Source organism: Actinocatenispora rupis (genome assembly GCF_016861975.1).
GTDB classification, from domain to species: Bacteria; Actinomycetota; Actinomycetes; order Mycobacteriales; family Micromonosporaceae; genus Actinocatenispora; species Actinocatenispora rupis.
Genome location: NZ_BOMB01000008.1, coordinates 164,992 through 190,709 on the forward strand (window position 1 = coordinate 164,992; position 25,718 = coordinate 190,709).

21 protein-coding genes, 1 tRNA gene and 1 pseudogene are annotated in these 25,718 nt (G+C 72.9%); 7 read left to right on the forward strand and 16 right to left on the reverse strand.

What is annotated here, in order from left to right; all coding sequences use genetic code 11:
- The first annotated feature begins 26 nt into the window (after positions 1-26).
- Positions 27-446: an ATP-binding protein gene (locus Aru02nite_RS07390; RefSeq protein ID WP_203655937.1), complete on the forward strand. Its 420-nt coding sequence runs from the start codon at positions 27-29 to the stop codon at positions 444-446.
- On the opposite strand, the gene Aru02nite_RS07395 is transcribed toward Aru02nite_RS07390, so the two are convergent.
- From Aru02nite_RS07395 to Aru02nite_RS07410, 4 genes are all read right to left on the reverse strand, one after another.
- Positions 409-1,134, reverse strand: coding sequence for an SDR family NAD(P)-dependent oxidoreductase (locus Aru02nite_RS07395; RefSeq protein ID WP_203655939.1), 726 nt, complete (start codon positions 1,132-1,134; stop codon positions 409-411). The two genes, Aru02nite_RS07390 and Aru02nite_RS07395, sit on opposite strands and share 38 nt — an antisense overlap.
- Positions 1,135-1,166: 32 nt before the next feature.
- Positions 1,167-1,391, reverse strand: coding sequence for an SHOCT domain-containing protein (locus Aru02nite_RS07400; RefSeq protein ID WP_203655940.1), 225 nt, complete (start codon positions 1,389-1,391; stop codon positions 1,167-1,169).
- A 142-nt stretch (positions 1,392-1,533) separates the two neighbouring features.
- Positions 1,534-2,199 carry a response regulator gene (locus tag Aru02nite_RS07405; RefSeq protein WP_203655941.1) on the reverse strand — a complete coding sequence of 222 codons (666 nt, stop codon included), beginning with the start codon at positions 2,197-2,199 and terminating at the stop codon, positions 1,534-1,536.
- Positions 2,200-2,233: 34 nt separating this feature from the next.
- A complete protein-coding gene (locus Aru02nite_RS07410) occupies positions 2,234-3,400 on the reverse strand; it encodes a sensor histidine kinase (protein WP_275408597.1) in 1,167 nt (388 codons plus the stop codon).
- A 152-nt stretch (positions 3,401-3,552) separates the two neighbouring features.
- Here Aru02nite_RS07410 and Aru02nite_RS07415 point away from each other — a divergent pair.
- Positions 3,553-3,624, forward strand: a tRNA-Arg gene (locus Aru02nite_RS07415).
- 207 nt (positions 3,625-3,831) lie between these two features.
- On the opposite strand, the gene Aru02nite_RS07420 is transcribed toward Aru02nite_RS07415, so the two are convergent.
- The 5 genes and pseudogenes from Aru02nite_RS07420 to Aru02nite_RS07440 form a co-directional block, all read right to left on the reverse strand.
- Positions 3,832-4,206, reverse strand: coding sequence for a site-specific integrase (locus Aru02nite_RS07420; RefSeq protein ID WP_239076487.1), 375 nt, complete (start codon positions 4,204-4,206; stop codon positions 3,832-3,834).
- A gap of 92 nt (positions 4,207-4,298) precedes the next feature.
- Positions 4,299-4,385: pseudogene (locus tag Aru02nite_RS37550) on the reverse strand (DUF4259 domain-containing protein); the annotation flags it as partial.
- A gap of 58 nt (positions 4,386-4,443) precedes the next feature.
- The gene (locus tag Aru02nite_RS07430; RefSeq protein WP_203655942.1) at positions 4,444-5,034 is read right to left on the reverse strand and encodes a hypothetical protein; all 591 of its coding nucleotides are present in this window, start codon (positions 5,032-5,034) and stop codon (positions 4,444-4,446) included.
- A 262-nt stretch (positions 5,035-5,296) separates the two neighbouring features.
- Positions 5,297-5,707: a ribosomal maturation YjgA family protein gene (locus Aru02nite_RS07435; protein ID WP_203655943.1), complete on the reverse strand. Its 411-nt coding sequence runs from the start codon at positions 5,705-5,707 to the stop codon at positions 5,297-5,299.
- Positions 5,708-5,970: 263 nt separating this feature from the next.
- Positions 5,971-6,861, reverse strand: a complete 891-nt coding sequence (locus tag Aru02nite_RS07440; protein WP_203655944.1) for a TetR/AcrR family transcriptional regulator — start codon at positions 6,859-6,861, stop codon at positions 5,971-5,973.
- Positions 6,862-6,949: 88 nt separating this feature from the next.
- Here Aru02nite_RS07440 and Aru02nite_RS07445 point away from each other — a divergent pair, with 88 nt between their 5' ends.
- The 3 genes from Aru02nite_RS07445 (at position 6,950) to Aru02nite_RS07455 (ending at position 9,201) form a co-directional block, all read left to right on the forward strand.
- Positions 6,950-7,618, forward strand: a complete 669-nt coding sequence (locus Aru02nite_RS07445) for a hypothetical protein (protein WP_203655945.1) — start codon at positions 6,950-6,952, stop codon at positions 7,616-7,618.
- Between the two features lie 95 nt (positions 7,619-7,713).
- The gene (locus tag Aru02nite_RS07450) at positions 7,714-8,352 is read left to right on the forward strand and encodes a class I SAM-dependent DNA methyltransferase (protein WP_203655946.1); all 639 of its coding nucleotides are present in this window, start codon (positions 7,714-7,716) and stop codon (positions 8,350-8,352) included.
- Positions 8,353-8,388: 36 nt separating this feature from the next.
- Positions 8,389-9,201 (forward strand): transglutaminase-like domain-containing protein, encoded by an 813-nt coding sequence (locus tag Aru02nite_RS07455; RefSeq protein ID WP_203655948.1) that lies wholly within the window; start codon positions 8,389-8,391, stop codon positions 9,199-9,201.
- Between the two features lie 124 nt (positions 9,202-9,325).
- Here the strand turns inward: Aru02nite_RS07455 and Aru02nite_RS07460 are convergent, their stop codons facing one another.
- The 5 genes from Aru02nite_RS07460 to Aru02nite_RS07480 all read right to left on the reverse strand — a co-directional run bounded on the left by Aru02nite_RS07460 (position 9,326) and on the right by Aru02nite_RS07480 (position 18,365).
- Positions 9,326-10,735, reverse strand: coding sequence for an ATP-binding protein (locus Aru02nite_RS07460; RefSeq protein ID WP_203655949.1), 1,410 nt, complete (start codon positions 10,733-10,735; stop codon positions 9,326-9,328).
- A 132-nt stretch (positions 10,736-10,867) separates the two neighbouring features.
- Positions 10,868-12,538, reverse strand: a complete 1,671-nt coding sequence (locus tag Aru02nite_RS07465; protein WP_203655950.1) for an NAD(P)/FAD-dependent oxidoreductase — start codon at positions 12,536-12,538, stop codon at positions 10,868-10,870.
- Between the two features lie 163 nt (positions 12,539-12,701).
- The gene (locus Aru02nite_RS07470; protein ID WP_239076489.1) at positions 12,702-13,922 is read right to left on the reverse strand and encodes a L,D-transpeptidase; all 1,221 of its coding nucleotides are present in this window, start codon (positions 13,920-13,922) and stop codon (positions 12,702-12,704) included.
- A gap of 153 nt (positions 13,923-14,075) precedes the next feature.
- The gene (locus Aru02nite_RS07475) at positions 14,076-16,223 is read right to left on the reverse strand and encodes a putative phage tail protein (RefSeq protein ID WP_203655951.1); all 2,148 of its coding nucleotides are present in this window, start codon (positions 16,221-16,223) and stop codon (positions 14,076-14,078) included.
- Positions 16,224-16,304: 81 nt separating this feature from the next.
- A complete protein-coding gene (locus Aru02nite_RS07480; RefSeq protein ID WP_203655952.1) occupies positions 16,305-18,365 on the reverse strand; it encodes a putative phage tail protein in 2,061 nt (686 codons plus the stop codon).
- Positions 18,366-18,832: 467 nt separating this feature from the next.
- Between Aru02nite_RS07480 and Aru02nite_RS07485 the strand changes: the two genes are divergently transcribed.
- Positions 18,833-19,039 (forward strand): mersacidin/lichenicidin family type 2 lantibiotic, encoded by a 207-nt coding sequence (locus tag Aru02nite_RS07485; protein ID WP_203655953.1) that lies wholly within the window; start codon positions 18,833-18,835, stop codon positions 19,037-19,039.
- Positions 19,040-19,092: 53 nt separating this feature from the next.
- On the forward strand, positions 19,093-22,278 hold the full coding sequence (locus Aru02nite_RS07490; protein ID WP_203655954.1) for a type 2 lanthipeptide synthetase LanM family protein: 3,186 nt from the start codon (positions 19,093-19,095) through the stop codon (positions 22,276-22,278).
- Positions 22,279-22,333: 55 nt separating this feature from the next.
- Here Aru02nite_RS07490 and Aru02nite_RS07495 read toward each other — a convergent pair whose 3' ends face one another.
- Entirely contained in the window at positions 22,334-25,081 is a 2,748-nt protein-coding gene (locus Aru02nite_RS07495) for an AfsR/SARP family transcriptional regulator (RefSeq protein WP_203655956.1), read from the reverse strand.
- Between the two features lie 34 nt (positions 25,082-25,115).
- The gene (locus Aru02nite_RS37435; protein WP_308446256.1) at positions 25,116-25,337 is read right to left on the reverse strand and encodes a hypothetical protein; all 222 of its coding nucleotides are present in this window, start codon (positions 25,335-25,337) and stop codon (positions 25,116-25,118) included.
- Between the last annotated feature and the right edge of the window lie 381 nt (positions 25,338-25,718).

Here is a 25,718-nt window from a genome sequence, read left to right on the forward strand (position 1 = left end):
GCCGCCACCGGGTATTCCCGGGTGCGATGGACATGGAGCGGGAGCTGCGCATCGAACCGTACGGCGGGGCCGTACGGGCGGCCCGTGGCTTCGTGGCCGACGCGCTGCACGACTGGCGGCTCGGCACCCGGGCCCGGGACATCACCCTCGCCTGCCACGAACTCGTCGCCAACGCCGTCCTGCACGCCGCCACCCCCGTCCTCGTCCGGCTGCGCCGCGATCCGGACGGCGTCCTCGTGGAGGTCGCCGACTCGGACCCGCACCCCCCGTGCCCGCGCCTCGCCGACGACCCCCTGAGTACGTCCGGGCGGGGGCTGCTGATCGTCGAACGGCTGTCGCGGCGGTGGGGGGTGCGGGCGCTCCCGGTGGGCAAGGTCGTCTGGGCCGAACTGCCCGGCGACGACCCGGTCAGCGCATCACCATTCCGCCTGCGACATCCAGGGTGACCCCGGTCAGGAACGCCGACGCGTCGGACGCCAGGTAGAGCGCCGCGTTCGCGACGTCCGCCGGAGTACCGATGCGGCCCACCGGGTGCGCGCGCTCGGCCTGCGCCAGGATCTCCGGCGACATCGCGCCGAGCACCCGGTCGGTACCGATCGACGCCGGTGCGACCGCGTTGACCCGTACCCCGGAGGCGGCGACGTCCCGCGCCACCTGCCGGGTCATCGTGAGTACGCCGGCCTTGGCCGCCGCGTACGCGATGGGGCCGCGGGACACGTACCGCGCCGCCGCCGACGCCATCGTGACCACCGAACCGCTGCCGCGGTCCAGCATCGGCGGCAGGAACACCTTGAGGCAGAAGAACGTCGACAGCAGGTTGCCGTCCACCGCGGACCGGAAGTCCGCCTCCGTCATGTCCACCAGCGGCGCTGGCGGTGCCGTACTCCCGCCGGCGAACGCCAGCAGCACGTCAGCCGGGCCGTACTCCCGCTCCACGCCGGCGCGCAGGGCCCGCACCGACTCCAGCGAGGTCACGTCCGCCGCGACACCGACCGCCGTACCGCCGTCGGCGCGGATGTCGGCGACGACCGCGTCGATCGCCGCACCGTCCCGCCCCGACACCACCACGCGCGCGCCGTTCGCCGCGAACGCCCGGCAGGTCTCCGCGCCGATCCCGCGTGACCCGCCCGTCACCACCGCCACCCTGCCCGCCAGATCCGGACACCTCACGGCTTCCCCTTACGCAGCACCGACATCCGCTCCAGGTACTCGTCCTCGCCGATCTCGCCGCGGGCGAACCGGTCCGCCAGCGTCTGCTCCGCCGGCGCCGTACGCAGCGCCGCCGGCCAGCCGCGCCGCCGGCGCAGTACGCCGAACACCAGGACCGCCACGCCCAGCCACATCAGCGGGAAGATCGGCCAGAAGAACACCGGGCCATGCCACCACATCACCGGTCACCACCCTCGTCTCGTCGTTCCGGTACCGCCAAGACTGGCCCCGCCCGCCGCGCCGCGACATCTGCCGGCGGGCGACACCTCCGCTACCACCGCCGGCGTACCGGTGGCCCCGGACGCGACTACGGGGAAACCCCGGTCAGCCCAGCCAACCCGGCCGCACCAGCCCCGACTCGTACGCGATGACGACGAGCTGCGCCCGGTCCCGCGCGGCCAGCTTCACCATCGCGCGCGACACGTGCGTCTTCGCGGTCGCCGGGCTGACCACCAGCGTGTCGGCGATCTCCTCGTTCGACAGGCCCTGCCCGACGAGCGCCATCACCTCCCGTTCCCGGTCCGTCAACGACGACAGCCGCGGGTACGCCTTCGGCTGACGTGCGCGTACGGCGAACTCGGCGATCAGCCGCCGCGTCACGCTCGGGGACAGCAACGCGTCGCCCCGGGCGACCGCCCGTACCGCCTGCACCAGCTCCGCCGGCTCGGTGTCCTTCACCAGGAAACCGCTTGCGCCGCAACGGATCGCCTCGAACACGTACTCGTCCAGCTCGAACGTGGTGAGGATGACGACCCGCACCCCGGACAGGCGCTCGTCCGCGGCGATCCGCCGGGTCGCCTCCAGCCCGTCCGTGCCCGGCATCCGGATGTCCATCAGCACCAGATCCGGTACCAGCCGGCGGACCAGCGTCACCGCCTCGTCCCCGTCGCCCGCCTCGCCGACCACCTCCACGTCGGCCTCGGCGTCCAGCAACGCCCGGAAGCCCGCGCGTACCAGGCCCTGGTCGTCGGCCAACAGCACCCGGATCACGTGTCCCCCTCCCGCGGCACCGGCCCGTCCGCCGTCACCCCGCCGGTACCCCCGCCAGCGGCAGCCGCGCCGTCACCCGGAACCCGCCGCCCGGCGCCGGACCGGCCGTCAGGCTACCGCCGAGCGCCGTCGCCCGCTGCCGCATGCCCGGGATCCCGTTGCCGCCGCCGTCCGGGTCGTCCGTCGGCATCGGCGCCCCCGTACCGTCGTCGGTCACCGTCACCGTCAACGTGTCCTCCCCGTACGCCAGCTTCACGACCGCCTCCGCCGCGTTCGCGTGCCGGTACACGTTCGTCAACGCCTCCTGCACGATCCGGTACGCGGCCAGGTCCACCTCCACCGGCAGATCCCGCCGCCGCCCCGACACCGCCGTACGCACCGGCAGACCCGACGCGTCCAGCCGCGCCGTCAACTCGCCCAGCCGGTCCAACCCCGGCGTGGGGGAACGCGGCGCGATCCCGTCACCCCGCAGTACCGCGAGGGCCGAACGCATCTCGCCCAGCGCCTCCTTGCTGGCGTGCTTGATCGTCGTCAACGCCGTACGCGCCTGCTCCGGCCGCTGGTCCATCAGGTGCAGCGCCACCCCCGCCTGCACGTTGATCAACGAGATGTTGTGCGCCAGCACGTCGTGCAGCTCCTGCGCGATCCGCAGCCGCTCCTCGTTCGCCTGCCGCCGCTCCTGCTCCGCCCGACTCCGCCGCCTCGCCAGGTACTCCCGGCGCCGGTACCGGATCAGCTCGGCCAGCGCCACGATCACCGTCACCGCCGCCAGATGCCCGACGATCGACGCCCAACTCGGCGCCCGGTCGCCCGCCACCACCACGCTGAGCAGGAAGTACATCCCCAGGCCGGCGACCACCGCCACCCACGCCAGCACCCGGTGCCCCGCCCCGACCGCCGCCAGCGCCGCCACCACCAACGACAGGAACGCCGGCCCGTACGGGAAGCCCAGCCCGTAGTACACGACCAGGCCCGCCACCGTCACCACCAGCGTCGCCGCCGGCCACCGCAACCGGCCCAGCAACGCCACCGGCCCGACCAGCAGCAACAGCACACCCCACAACCCCAGGTGCTGCCCGCCCCGGTACGCCGCCGCGTACGACCCCGCGATCTGGAGCGCCGCCACCACCCCGCTGACCAGCGGCAGCGACCACGGCCGCTGCCACCACACGCCCCGATCGTCACCGCCGCCCCACGTCACGCGCCCACCGTAGGCCGGCCCACCACCCCCCGTCATCAGCCCACACCGACACCCGCCTGCTCCTCTGGCAGTACCCCCGGCTGCGCCCTCCGCGGTACCCCGGCCCCCCGCCGCCCGTCCACCCCCACCTGCTACGCTTCTCGACGTCCCTGGCCCCCGTAGCTCAGGGGATAGAGCATCGGCCTCCGGAGCCGTGTGCGCAGGTTCGAATCCTGCCGGGGGCACCCAGCAAGGCCAGGCAAAACCCCGGTTGACCAGCAGAAACGCTGAGTCCCGGGGTTTCTTCATGTGCAGCCGGATGCCGCCGGAAGCGGCCGTCTGCCAGGGCTCGTGCAAGATACGTGCAATGGATCTTGGGGCGTTTTCCCAGGTCATCCCGGCTGCGGCGGAGGGGCTGTGCAAGGCGCTGCGGTCCGAGGAGGCTCCCGGCGTCACGCGACATCGCTCAGGGCGTCCTCGATGCGCTTGTTGATCACGTCACGCTGCCCGTCGATGCACTTCGCGTACACCTTCAACAGCACATCGACGGTATGTCCGGCTCGTTCCGCGACCTCCGTCGCCGGTACCCCGGCGTTGAGCCAGAGCGACACCGCCGCATGGCGCAGGTCGTACGGCCTGGCGGCGACCGGCGACTCCACCTGGTCCGGACGGAGCGCGATCGGCCGGGCGGTCTGCCACACCCGGAAGTAGTTCGAGCCGCTGACCACGTTGCCCCGCTCGCTCCGGAACAGCCGGCCGTCGTCCGCCAGGCCGAAGTCGGCGATGTGTTCCCGGAGGATCCGCACCAGCTCCGGCGGGATCGGCACCTCCCGGGTGTCACCGTCCCCACGGTGCTTGAATCCGCGATCGTCGGGTGTCGGCAAGGTATCCGTTGTTGTGAGCCGCATTCGAGCGTTTCACGGAGTGCTGCCGAGCGCTGTGTTGGGTCCATGTCGTCGATGGCGTCGCACCAGTCGGCCGCGGTGTCGTCATCGAAGGGACCGTCGCCCCACGTGCCCGTCGAGCCTCCTGCTGGTCGGACGTGTCAGCTGGATCATCGGCACTCAGAACAGCGTGTCCATGTTGGATGGCGTTTCGATGTGCCTGGACGGGCGGCGCGTGATGGGAGTGCCGGGTGGGCCGGTCAGGACGGCGTCAAGATCCGCGGCGGATGCTTCGGACAGGCGGTAGATGCCCTGGACGCTGATCGGATGGACGAGGCGCCCGTCTTCGCTGACATGCTTGACCGGTCTTGGTCCCCGCCGTGGGCGGTACGTCAGCCGTTTGAGCACCTCAGCGGGTACGGCCCGATCAAGCACGATGCCCGTCCCCTCCTCGCCGAGAACCACCTCGTCGGTGCAGGTCGGCGCAAGGAAGCGCCAGGCCCGAAACTGCGCGAAGTACTCCAACAGTGGGCCGTCATCGTCGGTGCCAACGACGCGGATCTGCCGGACCCGCATCCGTCCGAACACGTAGAGAGCCTGATCGCAGACGCCGATCGGGTAGAGCACGTCACCGGTCCGCACCGCGGCACGCCGGAAGCTTGGTTCGGAGCTGTGGGGGCCGCCGAAGAGCACAGCCAACGGGCTTGGCCCCACCGCCACCGCTTGACGCCATCGCTCTTGTGGCCAGTAGACCGTGTACGCGTCGCTCATGGCGGGCAAACGTAGACGACACCACCGACAGCTAACCAGGCGGAGGATGTTGCGGCCGACGTCGCACGCCCGGACCTCGCCGCCAGCGGATCGACCTCGGCCGACGTTGACACACGATCAGCGCGGGCTCGGCACGGCTGAGGGCCCGATGCGGAAGCTCTGCGACGACACGTCGGTGTCGAGGACGACGTAGCGGGCCATGGGCTACGCGACGGCTGGCGTACAGGCCGGTCAGGAACTCCTCGTCCGAGCCGTGCGGCGGTCAGCGGACGTCGGGTTGCGGTCGGGTACGGGTGCGGGCGCGGAGGTACCAGTGCACGGCGAACAACGCGATCACGCCGACTGGGTACCAGGCGACGTCGACGAGGTCGAACTGTGCGCCGACCAGTTGCCGCGCGAACCAACTGTGCCCGGACAGCGCCGCGGGTACGGGGGTGAGCTGCGCGAACTCGATGAGCCAGCAGTACGCGACGGAGACGGGGCCGGCGATCAGCGGGGAGATCCGCGGCCGGATGAAGATCACGATCGTGTAGACGATGGCTCCGGACAGGGCGGCGCCCGAGTACTGCTCGATCGGTCCGTCCAGGACGGCGCGGATCGTGTAGGCCGCGGCGGCGAAGACGACCGCCAGCAGTACCGTCAGCAGCCGGATCCAGCGCACTGGGAGCGACATCGCGCCATCATAGGTGGCACCGCCGCCGAGCCGCCGCCGCAGGACGCCTGGCGCGTCATCGCCTGGTACTGAGCCGAACTGGCCGTCACGCGGGGTTCACCGCACCCGGGCGATGGGGGCCGCCAGGCAGTAGCGGGAGTACAGGAGCATGAAGCGGCTCAGGGCGCGAACAGCGGCCCACCGCTTCGCCCAGGCGCTTGTACCGGCCTGCCGTCGCTGGGCAATCTTCCGTTGCGGCGCAAGGTATCCGGACGGCAGGAGCGTCAGGTCATGGTCCAGGTGGGGGACTCCAGGGTGGCGCGTACGGCGGCGATGCGGTCGTCGTCCCAGGTGACGGCGGGGTCCGGTTCGACGAAGGTCATGACGACGGCGGCCATGCCGAGGGCCGGCTGGGACCAGTCGGCGGCGTCCGGCGCGGCGAACGGGTTGGCGTGCACGTGCCGGGTGGTGATGTCCGGGTTGGCGGGGGCCATGACGACGAGGCCGCGGATGATGGCGGTGGCGAGGGTCGCGATGTCGTGGAAGCTGGTGTCGAGTTCGGGTCGGAGCCGCAGCCCGATCAGTTCGGTGACCCGTTGGTACGCGGCGGCGACGCGGGTGTTGAGGGCGGCGTCGGACGCGGCGAGCGCCTGTTCCACCTCGGTACGCAGGTCGCCGGCGGGCAGGCTGAGAAACGTTGCCTGGAGCGCGAAGTAGGTGCGCCATTCGGCGGAGCGGTGGAACGTCTCGAACTCGCTGCGGGCGCCCTGGCGGAGGACTTCGGCGGCGAGGGCGCGCCGGGTGTCGGGGGTACGCAGCCAGTCGAGGTGGTCGAGCATGATCTGCCGGACGTTCTCGACGGCGTCGGCGTTTCCGCCGCCGATGGCGGGGCTGGCGCCGCGGGCGAGTGCCTTGAGCAGGTCGCTGAAGAACAGGTCCTTGTACGGCCAGCGCCGGTAGACGGCGCTGCGGGAGACGCCGGCGTCGCGGATGACGTCCTCGAAGCTGATGTGGTCCAGGCTGACGGTCAGTCCGGCGCTGTTGACCATGTCCAGCGCGGCGCTCAGCATGCGCTGTTCGGTCTGCTCGTCCGACAGTCGCCGCCGTCGCCGGGCCGCACCGGTGGGAGCTGGTGTGTCCGACCCCACCTTGCCCGCCTCCTCTCGTTGAGACATGATGTTTCAAGTTCTGAATTTCAAACTTCAGACTCGGAACGAACTCTAGCGCACCGTACGCCGGAGCGGACCGACGAAGGGGAGCAGCATGAACACCAGTCCGAACCGCCGCCCGCGCCGCCGCGCCCTGCCCGTACTCGGTGGGGTCGCGCTCGGGATCGTGGCGCTGATCGTCCTCGCGGTCGGTGGCTTCGCCGCCACCCTCACCGGCCGCGGCGGGTACATGGACCTCGGGCACGCCGAGTTCCGCGGCGACGGCCACGCGGTCGTGAGCGACCCGTACGACTGGGGGCGCGGCACGTTCGTCGGCGCGCACTACGGCACGGTCAGGGTGCATCTGACCGTGCACGGGGGAAAACCGGCGTTCCTGGGCCTGGCGCCCGCATCCGCGGTGCGCGACTACCTCCACGGCGTCGCGTACTCGACGGGCCACGGGCGGTCGAACTACCAGGTCGCGTACACGAAGCACGCGGGTGGAGCGCCCGCCACGGCGCCGACCGGGGCGGACGTGTGGAGCGCGCACGCCTCCGGTACGGGGACGCTCACGGTGACGTTCCCGGCGGACAGGTACGACGGCGGGTTGGTGCTCGTCGCGATGAACGCCGACGGGTCGCCGGTCGTCAACGGCCGGGTCGCCACCGAGGCCACCGTACCGTCGCTGGGCGGCATCGTGGCCGGGGTCGTCGCGGTCGGTGTGGTGCTGCTGCTCGGTTCGGTCGCGCTGATCGTGCTGCCGTTCCGCCGCCGCCGCGCCTGACGTACCAGGGGTCCGGCGTCGTGCGCGGCGCCGGACCGGCACGCCTCCGCCGACCGGCGACGCGCTGTCGGTGGGGGCGGCTAGCGTCTGCAGCCATGACCGAACACGCAGACGTCACCGCCACCCGCACCGCGTACGACACGGTCGCCGCGGACTACGCCGACCTGCTCCGTACCGAGTTGGCGGGCAAGCCGCTGGAGCGGGGACTGCTCGGCACGTTCGCCGAACTGGTCGGCCCGGACGGCGAGGTCGGCGACCTGGGGTGCGGGCCCGGCCGGGTCACGGCGTACCTGGATTCGTTGGGGTTGCGCGCTTTCGGCGTCGACCTGTCGCCGGGGATGGTCGAGGTGGCGCGGCGGGACCACCCGACCCTGCGCTTCGAGGTCGGTACGATCGCCGACCTGGACCTGCCGGACGGCGCCCTCGCCGGCATCGTCGCCTGGTACTCGATCATCCACACGCCGCGGGAGCGGCTGCCCGGGGTCTTCGCCGAGTTCCACCGGGTGCTCGCGCCCGGCGGGCGGCTGCTGCTGGCGTTCCAGCTGGGCGACGAGATCCGGCACATCGAGCACGGGTACGGGCACGACATCGTGCTCGACGCGTACCGGTTGTCGCCCGACCGGGTCACGGACCTGCTCGCCGACGCCGGCCTGACCGTCGACACCCGCGTCGTACGCCAGCCCGAGGGGTGGGAGCCCACGCCGCAGGCGTACCTGTTGGGGCACAAGGGGTGACCGGAGCTGTCAGGGGTCGAGTGCAGCATCGTCGGCATGACGAACGACGGGTACCGGCGCGCTGGGAAGTACACGGGGCTGGGTGACGGGGCGCGGCTGGCCGTGGGGCTGCCGACGGACCCGGTCGGGATCTGCGCGGTGGTGCGCGGGCTGGTGATCCAGCCGGACGACGCCGCGGCGGCCGGGATCGGGCCGGATCGCTTGCGGGAGAAGGACATCCGGCCCGTCGCGCGGCTGCTGGACGTACTCGCCGGGCTCGACCCCGCGCCGCTGACCGTGGCGCGCGGACCGGCGACCCGGGTCGTCGGCACCTGCCGGCACTTCGCCGTCCTCGCGTGCGCACTCCTGCGGTACCAGGGGATCCCGGCGCGCGCCCGCTGCGGCTTCGCCACGTACTTCCGGGCCGGACGCTACCTCGACCACTGGATCACCGAGTACCGGGCGGACGGGCGCTGGGTGCGGGTGGACAGCGAGGTGCTCGGCCTCGACGTGGTGGACCGGCCGGACGACCTGGCCGACGGCGCGTTCCTGACCGGCGGCGAGGCGTGGCACCGGTACCGGCGGGACGGCGCGGACCCGATGCTGTTCGGCGTCGCCGGCACCGACCACGCCTGGGGCGCCGCCGAGATCCGCGGCAACGCGATCCGCGACCTGGCCGCGCTGTGCGACCGGGAGATGCTGCCGTGGGACGAGTGGGGCCGGATGACCGCGTCGTACGCCGGGCGTACGGGTGCCGACTACGACGCGCTCCTCGACGCCGTGGCCGCCACCTGCGCCGCCGACGACCCGACCGAACTGGCCCGGCTGTACGCCAGCGCCGACCTCGCCGTCCCCGACACGCTGCACTGACCCGCGCGCCGGATACGGCTCAACCGCAAGCATTTCCCGGCCCGGGGCCGTCGGGAACGGCTGAACCGCAGGCACTCCCGGCCCGGTGCCGCCGGGAACGGCTCAACCGCAAGGGGTTGCGGGGTCAGGCGCGGTCGGTGAGGGGGAGGCTCACGGTGAACCGGGTGTCGCCCGGTACGGACGTGACGCGCAGGTCGCCGCCGTGCCGTTTGACGATGATGCGCCAGGAGACGTCGAGGCCGAGGCCGGTGCCGTGCCCGATCGGCTTCGTGGTGAAGAACGGTTCGAAGATCCGGTCCTGGTTCTCGGCGGGGATGCCCGATCCGGTGTCGGCGATCTCGACGACCGCCTGGTTGTCGTCCCGCGCCGTACGCACGGTCAGCGTGCCGTCGCCGCCCATCGCGTCCACCGCGTTGTCGATGATGTTCGTCCACACCTGGTTCAGCTCCGCCGGGTACGCCGGCACCGGCGGCAACGTCCGGTCGTACTGCTTGACGACGTGGACGCCGCCGAGCTTCGCGGTGAGCATCACCAGCGTCGAGTCCAGCCCCTCGTGCAGGTCCACGAACTGGTGCGGCGCGCGGTCGAGCTGCGAGTACTGCTTGGCGGATCCGACCAGGGCGGAGATCCGTTCCACCGCCTGCTGGATCTCGTTCATCAGCGTCTCGGTCTCCACCGTGTACCCGAGCCAGCGCAGCGCCGGTTCGAGGAACTCGTCCCGGGTGTTCGCGGCGAACAGGTCGAGGTCGTCGACGGTGATGCCGCCGCCGACGAGGACCGGCGCGATGTCCCACCCGTTGGCCACACCGTGGTCGTCGAGCCAGTCGGCGACCGCGTCCTCCCGGTCGCTCGTCTCCAGCGCGGTCAGCGTCGGCGCCTTCGCCACCCGCGCGACGTACTCCTCCTGCACGTCGGTGAGGTGCTTGAGCTGCAACACCTTCGGGTCGCCGGCGGCGAGCATGGCGAGCTTGTGCCGCATCCCGGCGACGCGCTCGCGCAGCGCACCGGTCGCGCGTACCGCGGCGGCGGCCGGGTTGTTCAGCTCGTGCGTCAGGCCGGCGGTCAGCTTGCCCAGCGCCAGCAGCCGCTCCCGCTGGCTCACCAGCGCGTCGGTGTTCCGCGAGCCGGTCAGCATGCCCTGCAACAGATGCACGGCCATCGGGTACCACCGGGAGAACGCGGTGCCGAACTCGTCCGCCGGCAGCGCCAGTACCACCGTGTCGGTCACCGCCCGCACCGACGCCTTGTACTTCTGGTCGATCTGGTCGCCGAGGTAGAACGTGACCGCCCCGAAGTACGCGCCGACCTGGTCACTGCGGTTGATCTCCATGTCGCCGCCGGTGACCGCGCGGTGCATCGTGATCGTGCCGGAACGCAGTACGTAGAAGCAGCGCGCCTCCTCGCCCTCGGTGACGATGGTCGTCCCGGCGGGAACCCGTACCTCGTCGGCGTGCTTGCCCACCCACGCCAGCTGCTCGTCGTCCAGGTGCTCGAACAGGAACAGCTCACGCAACCCGTCCGTACTCACACTCATTGGTGTTCCTCCTTCGTCGGAGCACCGATGAGGCACGGCGCGCAGTGTTCATGATTCGCTCGCTGACGCTCGCTCATGGCTGCTCCTCCTTCGTGGGAACGCCAACGAAGCGCTGAGGGTTCCCGCGGCCGGTCACTGGTCCTCCAGGTACCGGTGGACCAGGGTGACGGCCATCGCGCCCTCGCCGACAGCGGAGGCGACGCGCTTCACCGACTCGGCCCGTACGTCGCCGGCGACGAACACGCCGGCCTGGCTCGACTCCAGGTAGTACGGGTCGCGGTCGAGGAGCCAGCCGGCAGGTCGTTCGCCACCGACCAGCAGGTCCGGCCCGGTACGGACGAAGCCGAGTTCGTCGCGCTCGACGACGCCGCCCAGCCAGTCGGTGTGCGGCGCCGCGCCGATGAACACGAACAGGTGGCTGGTCGGCAGCTCCTCGACGGTGTCGGTGACCCCGTCGCGCAGCCGTACGCCGGTGAGGTGGTCGTCGCCGAGCGCCGCGTCGACCGTCGTGTTGGCCCGTACGCAGATGTTCTCGGTGGCCTCGATCTGCTCGATCAGGTAGTGCGACATGGAGTCCTTCAGCGACTCGCCGCGGACCAGGATGGTGACCGAGGCGGCGTGCCGGGAGAAGAACATGGCGGCCTGGCCGGCGGAGTTGGCGCCGCCCACCACGTACACCGGCTGGCCGGCGCAGGCGGGCGCCTCGGTGTTGGCCGAGCCGTAGTAGACGCCACGGCCGGTCAGCTCGTCGATCCCCGGCGCCGTCAGCTTCCGGTACGACACGCCGGTGGCGAGGATGACGGCGTGCGCGGCGATCTCCGTACCGTCGCCGAAGCGGACGACGCGGGCGGAACCGCGTGCCTCCAGGCCGACGACGTCGCGGGCGGACAGCACCTCGGTGCCGAACTTGACGGCCTGCCGCCGCGCCCGGTCGGTGAGCTGGGCGCCGGACACCCCGTCCGGGAAGCCCAGATAGTTCTCGATCCGGGAGCTCTGCCCGGCCTGCCCGCCCGTCGCCTGCCGCTCCACCAGCACGGTACGAAGCCCCTCGGACGCCCCGTACACGGCGGCGCCGAGGCCGGCGGGTCCGGCGCCGACGACGACCAGGTCGTAGAACTCGGCGGAGGGCGCGGTGGACAGGCCGACCGCGCGCGCCAGGTCGACCTCCGCCGGCTGCCGCAGCACCTCGCCGGTCGGGGTGATCACGACCGGGATGTCCTCGGCCGTCACGCCCGCCGCGTCGAGGAGCCGCCCGCCCTCCGGCTCCTCCACGCTGAACCACCGGTACGGCACGGTGTTGCGCGCCAGGAACTCCCGGGTCTTGTGCGACGGCGCCGACCACCGGTGCCCGACGACCTTCACCTCCGGTACGGGGGAGTCGCCGGTGCTGCGCCACATCTCGATGAGCGCGTCGACCACCGGGTAGAGCTTCTCCTCGGGCGGATCCCACGGCTTGAGCAGGTAGTGGTCGACGTCGACGATGTTGATCGCCTGGATCGCCGCGTCGGTGTCCGCGTACGCGGTGAGCAGCGCCCGGCGGGCCCGCGGGAACAGGTCCATCGCCCGTTCGAGGAACTCGATGCCGTTCATCTCCGGCATCCGGTAGTCGGCGAGCATCGCCGCGACCGGCTCACCGCGCAGCTTGAGCTCCTTGAGCGCGGCGAGCGCGTCCTGGCCCGAGTCGGCGCGCACCACCCGGTAGTCCTGCCCGTACCGCCGGCGCAGGTCGCGCGCCACGGCACGGGACACCCCCGGGTCGTCGTCCACCGTGAGCAGTACCGGTTTGACCTCGCGGCCCGTCATCGTCACCCTCCCCGATCCGTACCGGGCAACGATACGTCCGCGTCGGGCCGTCGTCCGCCGGGGCGCCGCACGTCCGGTTCGTGGTGCGCTGACGGATCCGCCCGCGTCCGCGGCGTTCGGCCGGACCGCGGATCCGGCTCAGCCGACCGGATCCGCCGCCGGCTCAGCTCCCCGGGTACGGGTTGTACGCCGGGGCGTCGGCCACGTCGCGCGGCACCGGCAGCGCGCTGCCCCGCACGTACGCGGACCAGTTCATGTCCCAGCCGGTCCAGCCGTTGCCGGGGACGAGGCGGGTGCCGGTGCCGGTGACGGTGACCGGGTCGCCGACGTGGGTCTGCCCGAACAGCCAGTCGGCGTTGCCGGGCCCGACGTTCACGCAGCCGTGCGAGACGTTGCGGTGGCCCTGGTCGCCGACCGACCACGGCGCCGAGTGGATGAACTCGCCGCCCCAGGTGAGGCGCTGCGCGTCGTCGACCGGCGCGACGTAGTTCTCGCCGGGGATGCCGAGCGTGTTGAACACGGTGTGCGCTGCCTTGGCCATGACGACCATGTGGCCGCTGGAGGACGGCGCGTCCGGCTTGCCGAGGCTGACCGGGAACGTACGGGTGAGCTTTCCGTTCTCGTACACCTGCATGCGCTTGGGCCAGTTGGTCACGCGCATCTCGACCCGGGTCCTCGTGATCGTGGCGGTCGCGGTGCGGTCCTGGTCGCCGTACCAGCCGCCGCCGAGCGGCAACCCGCCCAGCGCGATCCGTACGGTGAGCTTGGTGCCGGGCCGCCACCACGTCGCCGGCCGGTACTCGACGCGCTGCGGGCTGAACCAGTGCCACGCGCCCGGCTGCGGCGGGCTGCTCTCGACGAACAGGCGCCGCTGCACCGACGCGCGCAGCTTCGCCGGCACGTCCCGCAGGATCTCCACCGCCACCGGCATGCCGACGCCGTACGTCTCGCCGTCCTGGACGTACATGCCGGTGCCGACGCGCTTCGCCGGGTCGGACATGGTGGTGAACGTCGTGGTGCGCGTGACCTGCTGGCGGCGCGCGCCCACCGCCGTCACCGTCGCCGTGTACTTCCGGTGGTACGCAAGGGGTTCCGCCGGCACCCAGCTCGACCGGTCGGCGCGCATCGCGCCGGACACGCGGTGCCCCTTGGCATCGACCAGCCGTACGGTGTCGACCGAGCCGCCACCGACGCGTACCCCGATCTCGGTGGTGACCGGGAGGTTCGTCGCCGCCGCGGCCGGCGTGACGGCCAGCGTGACCGGATCCCGGTCGCCGGCCGGCGTGGGCGCAGCGTCCATCGTGGTCGACTTCGTGCCGGTACAGCCGGCCAACAGCGTGACCGTCGCCCCGACGGCCACCGTCATCGCCAGGACCCGCTTCACCGCTTTCCCCCGTCCCCGCCGTACATGTCTCCCTCATCGTGCATCGGCAGGTACGCGGGGCGCGCCGGATCGGCGTTACCTGCCCGGATGTCGGGTCGGGGAGCGGGGACGCGGGCGGGCCGCCCGGAGTGTCGTCCGGACGGCCCGCACGGCTCAGACGCGGAGGTTTCCGCCGGTCTGCACGGACTTGCCGTCCGCCGGGACCGAGCGGTCCACGCCGGCCTCCACGTTGCTCGTGTGCAGCAGGTACGACCCGGGGCCGAAACCCTTGTCGGACAAGGCGATCCGGCCGCCGCTGAACCGGGCGCCGACCGCGCGGTACCGGTTGGTGCCGGCGTCCACGCTGACGTGCGCGGTACCGTCCGGCGCGGTGCTCGCGTAGTCACCGAGATCCCACGTCACCGTACGGTCGCCACCGGTACGGGACAGCAGCGCCTTCGCCGTGTTCGTACCGGAAACCGTTGCGCCGCCGCCGATCCGCAGCCGCTGGTCCTTCGCGCCGGCCAGCGAGATGCCCACATTGGACAGTGCGCCGCCCTCGACGAGTACCGCACCCGCGGCGAACGTGGCCGGGTCCGCGTCGTCCGGCCCGGTGACGACGCAGTCGGTGAACCGCAGTTCGCCCGTACCGCTGAAGGCGTTGCCGGACAGGCCGACCACGCGGCACCGGTCGAAGTGCACCGGGCTGGTGACGTTCGCCTGGACGATCTCGTTGGCCTTCTGCCCCGGGTAGATGACCTGCGTGGTCGGCGTCGCCGGGATCACGCAGCCGGAGATGACGTTCGGCCGGGCGGACCGGTTCGACGTCTGCGACACGATGAACGTGTCGCTCGCCTCGCAGCCGCGCATCTGCACGCCGTCCGCGTTCACCCAGATCATGCCGGAGCCGTCCAGCCCGGCCTTGCCGATGACCTTCACGTCCTCCAGCGTCAGGTCGGTGACCTTCACCCGCGCCACGAACCACGAGCACACGTGCCGGCGTACGGTGATGCGCTTGGCGGACGAGCCCCACGGGGCGCCGCTGTTCGCGAACGTCATCAGCCCCGAGCACCCGGTGTACACCAGATCGTGCTCGTACTGGCCGTGCGTGACGAACGGTCCCTGGTCGTCGCCGTCGCCGTGGCAGTTCGTCACGTAGCAGTACGCGCTTGCGGTCCAGTCGTTGAGGTGCCGCGCGTTCGAGGTGTGGCAGTCCTCGACGTGCCCGTACAGGCAGTAGATCTGCTGGGTCAGGTAGCCGGCGCCGCCGTAGTCGACGGCCGGCGGGTTGGTCAGCGAGCACTGCGACGTACGGAAGTGCGTGCACCAGCGTCGCATCACGACCGGCCAGAACGTTGCGGTGCCGTGGATCTGCGACACGTCGCAGCGCACCGCGTACTCGTAGGCGACCGGGTGCGAGCCGGACAGCTCGTCGCCGCCCACCCCGACGAACACCATGTTGCGGACGCTGGCGTTCACGACCGGCTCGACCTTGCGCCACGTGAACGTGCGCCCCGCCGCGAACGCCCAGCCGTTCTGGTAGTTGACGCGCACGTGGGTCTTGTCGACGAGTTCGGTGATCTGCACGAGCTTCTGGAGCTCGCGCTCCCACGTGGTGTTGAGCAGGTTCACCTCCAGCGCGTACCAGTCGCCGACGGTGAAGGCGCCGGAGTCGGCGACCTGGAACACGTCGGACAGCTCGGCGATCGCCTCGGTGGTGGTGAAGTCGGTGCCCTTCTCTGCGACCTTCCCGCGGAAGTAGAGCACCGCGCCGAACGGGTTGTCGTGCGTGTTCGGCTCGATTCCCTTGCTGTGCACGGTGTTGCCGCCGAAGTCCAGCTCGATGTCGCTGCGCGCGAACGTGTGCCGCTTGGCGAAGTTGAGGTCGGTGTGCGCCTCGATCCGGGCGACCGCAGGGTCGTGCACCATCGCGTCCAGCGCCGCATCCGCGTTCCGGTCCGTACCGAAGATGCCGAAGCGCCGGAAGTCCACGGTACCGTCGTGCAGCGCCAGCCAGCGTCCCTTGCCGTTGCTCGGCTTCAGCACGGTGCCGCCGTTGTCGTCCACTGTGGACTTCGCCGACCACCGGTACCCGCCGCCGCCACCGTCGCCGCCCTTGGCGTACCCGCCGACGAGGGCGAGCGTGCCGTCCGCCTCCGGGCCGTACGCCAGCAGGTCGGCCACCGTGTCGAAGCCGTGCACCGCCGCGCCACCGTCCGGCGCCGCCTGCGCGGTACCGGTGGCCGTCGCGGCGAGCAGCAGCCCGCCGACGCCGGCCGCCCCGGCGAGTACGGCGCGCCGACTCGGTCTGACCTTCTCCATCTCCGAGATCCCTTCTGTGATCTCACGACGAACCCGACACGGGCGCCCGCGCGGCCCCGGGGCGCCCGCTCGAAACGGAACTCAGGGCGTCAGCGTCGTGCCGGTGTGCACCCGCTCGCCGTCCGGCGGGAAAGCGTGCCGCGCGACGTCGTCCTCCACGCACCCGGCGTGCAGCAGGTACGATCCGGCGCCGAACGCGGCGGGCGCCAGCGCGAGCGATCCGCCGCTGAACCGCGCTCCGACCGCCGTGTACCGGTTGGTTCCGGCGGACAGCGCGACGTGTGCCGTGCCGGCCACCGTACGACTGTCGTATGTGGACAGTGCGACGCTCACGGTGCCCGAGCCGGTGCCCCGGGAGACCAGCGCGCCGGTCGCGTTCGTACCGGAAAGCGTTGCGCCGCCACCGATCGAGAGCCGCTGGTCCCGTGCGGCGGTGAGCACGAACCCGGTGTCGGTGTACGTTCCGCCGCGCACCACCACGTCCCCCGCGAACGACATCGGCGCGCCCTTCGCCGTCCCCGTCACGGTGCAGTCCGTCAGGTACACGGTGCCGGTGCCGTGGAACTCGAAGCCGCTCGCATCCGGGAACACGCACCGGTCGAAGTGCACCGGTACGTTCACCGGCGTCTGTACGACCACGTTCGCCGAGGCGGTGTCGAACGTGCAGCCGCTGATGACGTTCGGCCGGGACGAGCGCGACGACGTCTTCGCCACCGCCAGCGTCCGCCCGACGCAGCCGCGCATCTGGAGCCCGTCCGCGTTCACCACGAACGTGCCGCGCGGGTCGAACGTGTCGCGCGCGACGACCCGCACGTCCTCCAGCGTCAGGTCGGTGATCCTCGTACTCACGGTCAACCAGGACAGGACGTGCCGCCGGATCGTGAACCGCTTCGCCGACTGCCCCCAGTCCGCGCCGCTGTTCGCGATGTCCATCAGCCCCGAACATCCCGTGTACACGATGTCGTGCTCGTACTGGCCGTGCGTGGTGAACGGGTTCCCGCCGGCGTCGTCGCCGTCCCCGTGGCAGTTCGTCACGTAGCAGTAGCCGGCGTTGACGAAGTCGCACAGGTGCCGCGCGTTCGAGGTGTGGCAGTCCTCGACGTGCCCGTACAGGCAGTAGATGTTCTGCGTCAGGTAGCCGGCGCCGCCGTAGAAGACGGTCGGCGGGTTCTTCAGGCTGCACCGCGCGGTGCGGAAGAACGTGCACCAGCGCCGCATCACGACCGGCCAGAACGTCCCCGTCGCCTGGATGTCCGCCACGTCCGCCCGCACCGCGTACTCGAACGCGACCGGGTGCGATCCCGTGTACTCGTCCGGATCCGGCTTCGGCCAGTCCGACTCCCCGTACTCCGTGAACGGTCCCGAACCGACGAACACCATGTTCCGTACGGTCACGTCCTGCACCGGCGCGACCCGGGTCCACGTGAACGTCCGGCCCGCCGCGAACCCCCACCCGTTCTGGTAGTTCACGCGGATGTGCGTGCCGTCCACGATCTCGGTCACCCGCACGAGCTTCTGCAGCTCCCGCTCGTACGTCCCGGCGAGCCGGTTCACCTCCACCGTGTACCAGTCGCCGACGGTGAAGGCGCCGGAGTCGGCGACCGGGAACACGTCGGACAGCTCGGCGATCGGCTCGGTGGTGGTGACGTCGGTGCCCTTCGCGGCGACGGTGCCGCGGAAGTAGAGCACCGCGCCGAACGGGTTGTCGTGCGTGTTGCGCTCGATCCCCTCGGTGGTGACGCGGTGCCCGCCGAAGTCCAGGTCGATCCCGCTGCGCCCGAACGTGTGCCGCCGCGTGAAGTTCAGCGCGGTCCGCGCCACCACCCGGGCCACCGCCGGATCGCGTACCAGGGCGTCGAGCGCGTCGTCCGCCGCCGTGTCCGCGCCGAACACCCCGAACCGCCGGAAGTCCACGGTCCCGTCGTGCAGCGCGACCCACCGACCCTTTCCCTTGGTACGCAAGGGCTCCAGTACGGTGCCGCCGTTGCCGTCCGCGCCCGATCCGGCGTCCCACCGGTACGCCCCGCCGCCGCCGTCACCGACCTTCCGGTACCCGCCGACGAGCGCCACCACGCCGTCCGGCGGCGCCGCGGCGCCGCGAAGTTCCGCCACCGTTCCGTACCGCCGGACCACCTGTCCCACGGCCGCCACCTTCCCCACGCCAGTCCCGCCGACCACGGTGCGGACCCCAGCGACCCGCCAGCTGGTCGCTCATAGAAAACTCTGTTCGCCAAAGCCGAACAACGAAACGTAAACCTAGGCCACGCCCCCACCCACGTCAACACCCGACCCCGCACCTCCCGGACCCCCGTTCCCGCCCGCAGAACCCCCGGTCCGCCGCAGGTACCGAAGCCTCCGCCGGCGCCCAGGGGAACGATCACCCGGAACGGCGCCGCCGGTGCCCCGGGGCGACCGAGGTGCCGGGTGGATGGAGCCGAGTTCGGTTGGCGCACAAGGGATGTGGAGCGTACGGGAGGGCGCGTCCCGCTCCCTCCACGAACCGCAAAGGGCGTGGCCCGGCCGGCTAAACCGGGACTCAACCGCCACGCCCTACCGTGACCCCGGCCCGACACACAGTGGGGCACCGGTACCGGAAAGGGGACACACCCATGCCCGTCACCGAGATCGTCCGTGCCTGGACGGACACCGACTTCCGCGCGACGCTCGCGTCGCACGAGCGGGAGTACGCCCTCGACCACCCGTCCGGCTCCATCGGCGCCGAGCTGGACCAGATCCTCGGCATCTTCGACCCGGACAGTACGAGCACGAGCAGCGCCGGGTGCAGCCAGTGGAGCGGCGGCCTCTGCTGCTGCTGACCGAGAGGGTGCCGGGCGGATCCGTCCGGCACCCGAGCCGAGGAGGACCGCGCATGCCCGCTGCCCCGACCCGCGCCGCGTCCCTCGCGGAGCGCCGCCGTACGCCCGGCCCGGACCGTGCCACCGCCAGCGCCGACAACGCCGCCCCGGGGATCGCCGTAGCCGCAACGGATTCCCGGTCGGAGAAGGCCGCGCGCCGGCTGGACCGGTGGCGCGCGCAACCCCCGTTCGACACGTACTGGGCGGAACGGTTGCGCGCCGACGCCCTCACCGAGGAGGAGCTGCGCGCGCTGCTCGCCGAACCGGACGAGGCGCTCGCCGCCCGGCTCGGCGACCCCGGGTGGGTGCGGGACCTGGCCGCCGCGTACGAGGAGGAGCCGCCGCCGCAGTCGGACGAGCCGCTCACTCCGATCCTCGATCCGGTACTCGCCCGGGCACGCGCCCGGCTGGCGACCGAACTGTCCGATGTGGACGGTGCCGGGAGGTACGTGGAGCTGCTGTACCCGCCGCTGCCGCACCAGCTCAACCACGTGGTGACGCGCTGCCTGGTACTGGAGCTGAACATCGCGCGGCTGCTCGACGACCTGCCGGGGGAGACACCGGAGGAACGCTTCGCCGCGTTCCGGGTACGGCTGCGCGACCCGGCGTACCGGCGGCACCTGCTGGGAGAGTACCCGGTGCTGTTCCGGCTGGCGGCGACGATCGCGGACCAGTGGGTGACGACGAGCGCCACGTTCGTGCGGCGGCTGCTGGCGGACCGCGCCGACCTGACCCGCACGTTCGGCGAACTCGGTGCCGTGACGGCGATCCGGACCGGGCTGGGCGACGCGCACCGCGGCGGGCAGACGGTGTCCACAGTGGACTTCGCGGGCGGGGTGACGCTGGTGTACAAGCCGCGGCCGGTCGCCGTGGACGTGCACTTCCAGGACCTGCTGCGCTGGCTGGACCGTACCGGCGCCACGCCGGGCTTCCGCACGCTGACCTACCTGGACCGCGGCACGTACGGCTGGTCGGAGTTCGTCCGGCCGGCGCCGGCGAGCGGACCCGACGGGCTGCACCGCTTCTACCACCGGCAGGGTGGGCTGCTCGCGCTGCTACATGTGTTGTGCGCCAACGACTTCCACGCCGAGAACCTGATCGCCGCCGGCGAGCACCCCGTCCTCATCGACCTGGAGTCGCTGATCCAACCCGACCTCCTGGTACGCGCGGACGGCGCGCCCGAGGCCGAACTCCTCGCCGTCAACGCCGCGGCCGCCTCCGTACTCCGGATCGGGTTGCTGCCGTTCCAGGCGTGGCAGACCGCGTCCGGCAGCAGCGTCGACGTGAGCGGGTTGGGCGGCGGCGCCGGGGACCGCCTCACCCCGATCGCCCTGCCGTACCTGGCGGAGGAGGGCACCGACCGGATGAGCGTGCGGCTCCGCCGGCAGACGATGGGCCGCCCCGCCAACCGCCCCGTCGACGACGGAACCACACTCCGGGTACTCGACTACGCCGACGACATCGTCGCCGGCTTCACCGAGGTGTACCAGGTGTGCGCGGAGCGGCGGGACGACCTTCTCGCGCCCGGCGGCCCGGTCACCGCGTTCACCGGCGACGAGGTGCGCGTCATCCTGCGCGCCACCATGCAGTACGAGATGCTGCGGCACACCGCGTACCACCCGGACGTGCTGCGCGACGGGCTGGAACTCGACCGGCACCTCGACCGGTTGTGGAAGGACGTGGCGCGGCGGCCCGCGCTCGCCGCGGCCGTCGAGCACGAGCGCGCCGACCTGTGGCGGCACGACATCCCCGTGTTCACCGCCCGTACCGACGAGACGGACCTGCGCGCGTCCACCGGCGCGCCGCTGCCCGGCCTCGTCGGCGCCAGCGGCCTCGCGAACGTCACCGCACGGCTGCGCGGACTCGGCCCCGACGACCTCGCCCGGCAACGCTGGCTCATCCGCGGCGCGCTCGCCACCACCGCCGTCGACGTCCGCGGCGTCGAGTACCCCGGGTACCGGCCGCCGCCGCTGCGGGCCGACGCCGCACCCGACCGGCTCGTGGCGCACGCCGACCGGATCGGCCGGTACCTCGCCGGCATCGCGTACCGGAGCGACGGGGCGGCGGAATGGCTTGGCGTGCAGTCGAACCAGGGCGAGAACTGGTCGCTCAGCCCGCTCGGCGCCGACCTCTTCCACGGGCTGTCCGGCATCGCGCTGTTCCTCGCCCACCTCGGCGCCACCACCGGCGAGCGCGCGCACACCGCGCTCGCCCGCGACGCGTTCGCCACCGCACGCTCCCAGGTCGCGCGGGACATGGTCGGCAAGGTCGGCGGCATGGCCGGGCTCGGCGGCCTCGTGTACGCCGCCACCCACCTCGGCGTCCTCTGGGACGACCCCGGCCTGCTCGACTACGCCGCCTCGCTCGTACCGGCGATCGCCGCCGACGCCGCCCGCGACACCCGGTACGACTTCGTCGCCGGATCGGCCGGCTCCATCGCCGGACTCGCCGCCCTCGCCGCCGTACGCCCCGGCGGTGCGCTCACGGACGCGCTCGCCGCCTGCGCCGACGCGCTCGTCCGCGGCGCCCGGCCCGCGGGCTCGGGCGCCGCCTGGCTCGGCACCGTCATGGTCGAGGAACGCGTCGCCGACGTACCGATGGCGGGCGTCTCGCACGGCGCCGCCGGCATCGTCTGGCCCCTCCTGCTCGCCGCCGGCACCCTCGGCGACACCCGCTGCACCGACACCGCGCGCGCCGGCCTCGCGTACGAGCGGGACCTGTTCCTGCCCGCCGCCGGCAACTGGCAGGACGTCCGCCGCGGCGGCAGCGGACCGGGCGGCACCCTCGTCGCGTGGTGCGCCGGCGCCGCCGGGATCGGCATCTCGCGGCTGCTCTCCCTGCCCCACCTCGACACCCCCGACGTACGCGCGGACCTCGACACCGCCCTCGACACCACCCGCCGCCGCGGCTTCGGCATGAACCACTCCCTCTGCCACGGCGACCTCGGCAACCTCGACCTGCTGCTCCTCGCCGCCGACCGGCTCCACCGCGCGGACCTCGCCGCCGAAGTACGGCTGCGGGCCGGATCCGTCCTCGACTCCATCGACGCGGACGGCTGGATCTGCGGCGTACCAACGGGAGTGGAGGCACCCGGGCTGATGACCGGGCTCGCCGGCACCGGGCTGCAACTGCTGCGCCTCGCCGACCCGACCCGGATCCCTTCCGTGCTCGCCTTCGAACCCCCGCGCCTCGCTCCATAGTGGACGGACATCCGGGTGGTCACCCGGAGGGCCAGTGTGATTCGCGGGAGCGACGTCAGCCGTCGGCGAGGGCCGTCGCCCGCTCCCGGCGGCGTGCCGCGGCGGCCGGATGCCCTGCGGCGTCGAGGATGTCGGCGAGCCGGCGCAGCGCCTCGGCCTCGCCGAGCCGGTGCCCGACGTCGCGACAGGTGACGACGGCGCGGCGGAGCCAGCCGACCGCGGGGCCGGTGTCGCCGGCGCGGTACCGCGCCCAGCCGAGGTTGATCATGACGAGTCCGGCGAGGTGGTGCCGGTCGAGCCGGCGCGCCAGGTCGAGCGCCTCCTCGTGGCAGCGCACGGCCCGCTTGGTGTCACCCAGATCCAGGTACACCAGGCCGATGTTGTCGAGCGTCGAGCTGGCCTTCACCTCGTCGCCCAGCCGGCGCCGGATGGCCAGGCTGGTACGCAGGCAGGTGAGCGCCGCCGTCGGCCGTCCGGTACGGCGGTGCGCCAGCCCGAGGTTGTTCCACGCGCCGGCGGCACCGCCCTCGTCGTCGAGCGTCCGGTACAGGTCGAGGCTGCGGCGCAGGCAGTCGACGGCCGAGGCGTCGTCGCCCTGCCGCAGGTACGCGGCGCCCAGCCGGCTCAGCGCCGTCGCCTCCGCACCCCGGTCCCCGGTACGCCGGGCCGCGTCGAGCACGAGGTGGCCGACGGCTTCGGCTTCCCCGTCGTACCCCCAGACGGTGAGGTAGCTGGCGAGCGTGGAGCCGAGGCGGGTCGCGTCGCGGCGCAGCGAGGGGACGGCGGCGGCGCGGCGGGTGAGTTCGCGGGCGTTGCCGCGCTCGGCGTCCAGCCAGCGGCGCGCGGCGTCCGGCCCCCCGAACTCCGGCCCCGCGTACCCCCGGCCGTCGGTGACCGTACCGACGAGTCGGGCGGCCCGGTCGGCGGCGTCGGCGTACCAGGCGACGAGCCGGCGCAGTGCCGCGGACCGGTCGGCCGGCGTCTCGTCCGCCGCGGCGCGCTCCGCGGCGTACAGGGCGGCCAGGTCGTGCATCCGGTAGCGGCCGGGCTCCCGCGCCTCCACCAGGTGCGCCGCGAGAAGCCGCTCCGCCAACGGATCCGCCGCGCCGTCGCCCGCCCGGTCGCCCGGCGCCACGCCCAGCAGTACGCCGAAGGTGGTGGGGGAGTGCTCGCGCAGCCCGGTGTCGGCGAGCAACCGCCACACCCGTGCGGCGGCCCGGTCGGCCGGGTCGGCGCTGTCGGCCAGCATCCGGTACCCGGCCTCGAACGCGGTCCGTACCGCCAGGTCGTCGATCTGCAGCTCGTCGAGCCGGCGGCGCTCGTTGGACAGCCGGGCCACCAACGCGGCCGGATCGGCGGTACGGAGCCGGGCCGCCACGATCCGCAGCGCCAGCGGTACGCCGTCGCACAGTCCGGCCAGCGTCGCCAGCGTCGCCCGCGGTACGCCGCCGGTCAGCGCCGCCAGCAGCCCCACCGCGTCGCCCGCCGCGAGCGGCCCCACCTCGCAGGTCGCGGCCGCGTCCAGGGTCGGCAGCGTACGGCGGCTCGTCACCACCGCCGCGCAGCCCGGACCCGCCGGCAGCAGCGGCCGGACCTGCGCCGCCGAGCCCGCGTCGTCCAGTACCACGAGGATCCGGCGATTCGCCAGCACCGACCGGTACGCCGCGCTCGCCTCCGCCACCGACGCCGGCGGCCGCGCCACACCCACCGCGCGCAGCAGCGCCGCCAGCACCTCCGCCGGCGACACCGGGTCCGCGCCCGAGCCGCGCAGATCCGCGTACAGGGTGCCGTCCGGGTAGCGGGCACGCAGCGCATGACCGACCCGTACGGCCAGGGCCGACTTGCCACAGCCGCCCATCCCCGTCAACAGGCACACGCCGACCCGGTGCGCGCGGCGCGCCTCCCGCAACGCCCGGCGTACCGCGGTGATCTCGCGGCGCCGACCCACGAACGGCACCGCCGCCGGCGGCAACTGTGCCGGTACCGGGGAAACCGTTGCGCGGGAAGGGTTCCGGCGCGTCGGCGCGGCCCGCATCCCCGGTCCGCGCGGCGTACGCCGATGGCCCCGCGGGGCATCCGAACCCAGCTCCCGGCCCAGCGCCCGCGCCGCGTCGCCGGGCCCGATCCCCAACTCCGCCGCCAACGCCCGCCCCAACCTCCGGTACGCCTGCACCGCCTCCGACCGGTGCCCCGACGCCAGCAACCCGCGGATCAGCCGTACGTGCAGCTCCTCGCGTACCGGATGGGCCGCCGCCAGCTCGCGCACCCGCGGCGGCACCAGATCCGGCCGGCCCAGCGCGAACTGCGCGTCCGCCCAGCACTCGACCGCCTCCAGGCGGGCACGTTCGAGCCGGTCCACGGCGAGCCGCACCCGCGGCGTCCGCGGCACCCCCGCCAGCGCCGGCCCCCGCCACAGCCCGATCGCCTCAGCCAACACGTCCGCCGCGGCCGTCGGGTCCGCGCCCAGCCGCTCCCGGCCCGCCGCCGCCAGCGCCTCGAACCGCCCCGCGTCGACCTCGTCCGCCGCCACCGCCAGCAGATACCCCGTCGTCCCGGTACGCAGCACCAGCCCGGCCGGGTCGTCGATCAGCCGGCGCACCCGATGCACGTACACCTGGACGAGCTTGCGCGCGGTGGCCGGCGGGCTGCCCGCCCACAGCTCGTCCACCAGCGCCTCCGGGGCGACCGGCCGGCCCGCCCCGAGCAGCAGTACCGCCAGCAGCGTCCGCCACTTCGCCGCACCGACACCCCGCCAGCCGGCCGGCCCGCACACCTCGACGTCACCCAGAATCCGGTACCGCATCCCGCAAACCTAGGTTCCCCGACCCGCGCCGGCCTCAGTCGACGGCGGCGTGCCAGACCCAGGACGTGACGGGCGTACGGCCCGGGAGCGGTCCGCGCCCGGTGGACCAGAGGAGTACGGCGGTGGGGTCGCCGGCCGGGGCGTCCGGGAAGAGCCGGGTCAGGACGGCCGCGCTGAGCCGGCCCGGTGGCCGCCACCCGACGCCCAGCCCCTGCACGATGTCGTACGTGTGCAGCAGGGTCTCGGCGACGCCCATCGCGGCGAACCCGGCGCGGTCGGTGCGGCCCCAGTGCCAGGCGCGCAGGTCGGCGGGGGCGACGGTGAGCGCGGCGGCGAGCAGCCCGCCGGCGGCGGCGACGACGGCGAGCAGGTCGGCCGGCGTGGCCTCCTCGTACGCGCAGGTCGTACGGCAGGTACCGGTCGGTGGGGCGGCCGGCGACCTGCCCGGCGTACGCGAGGAGGTCGTGCGCGACGTGTGCGGCGGTCTGCCAGCAGGTCCAGTCGAGGCCGCCGGCGGGCACCTGCCAGTCCCGCCCCGCGTACGGGCCCAGCACCCGCGTCATCTCGCCCGTCGCGTCGAGTACGTCCGTGCCGTCCATGCCCCCACGCTAGCCACGTCGCGACGCGGTCGACGCCC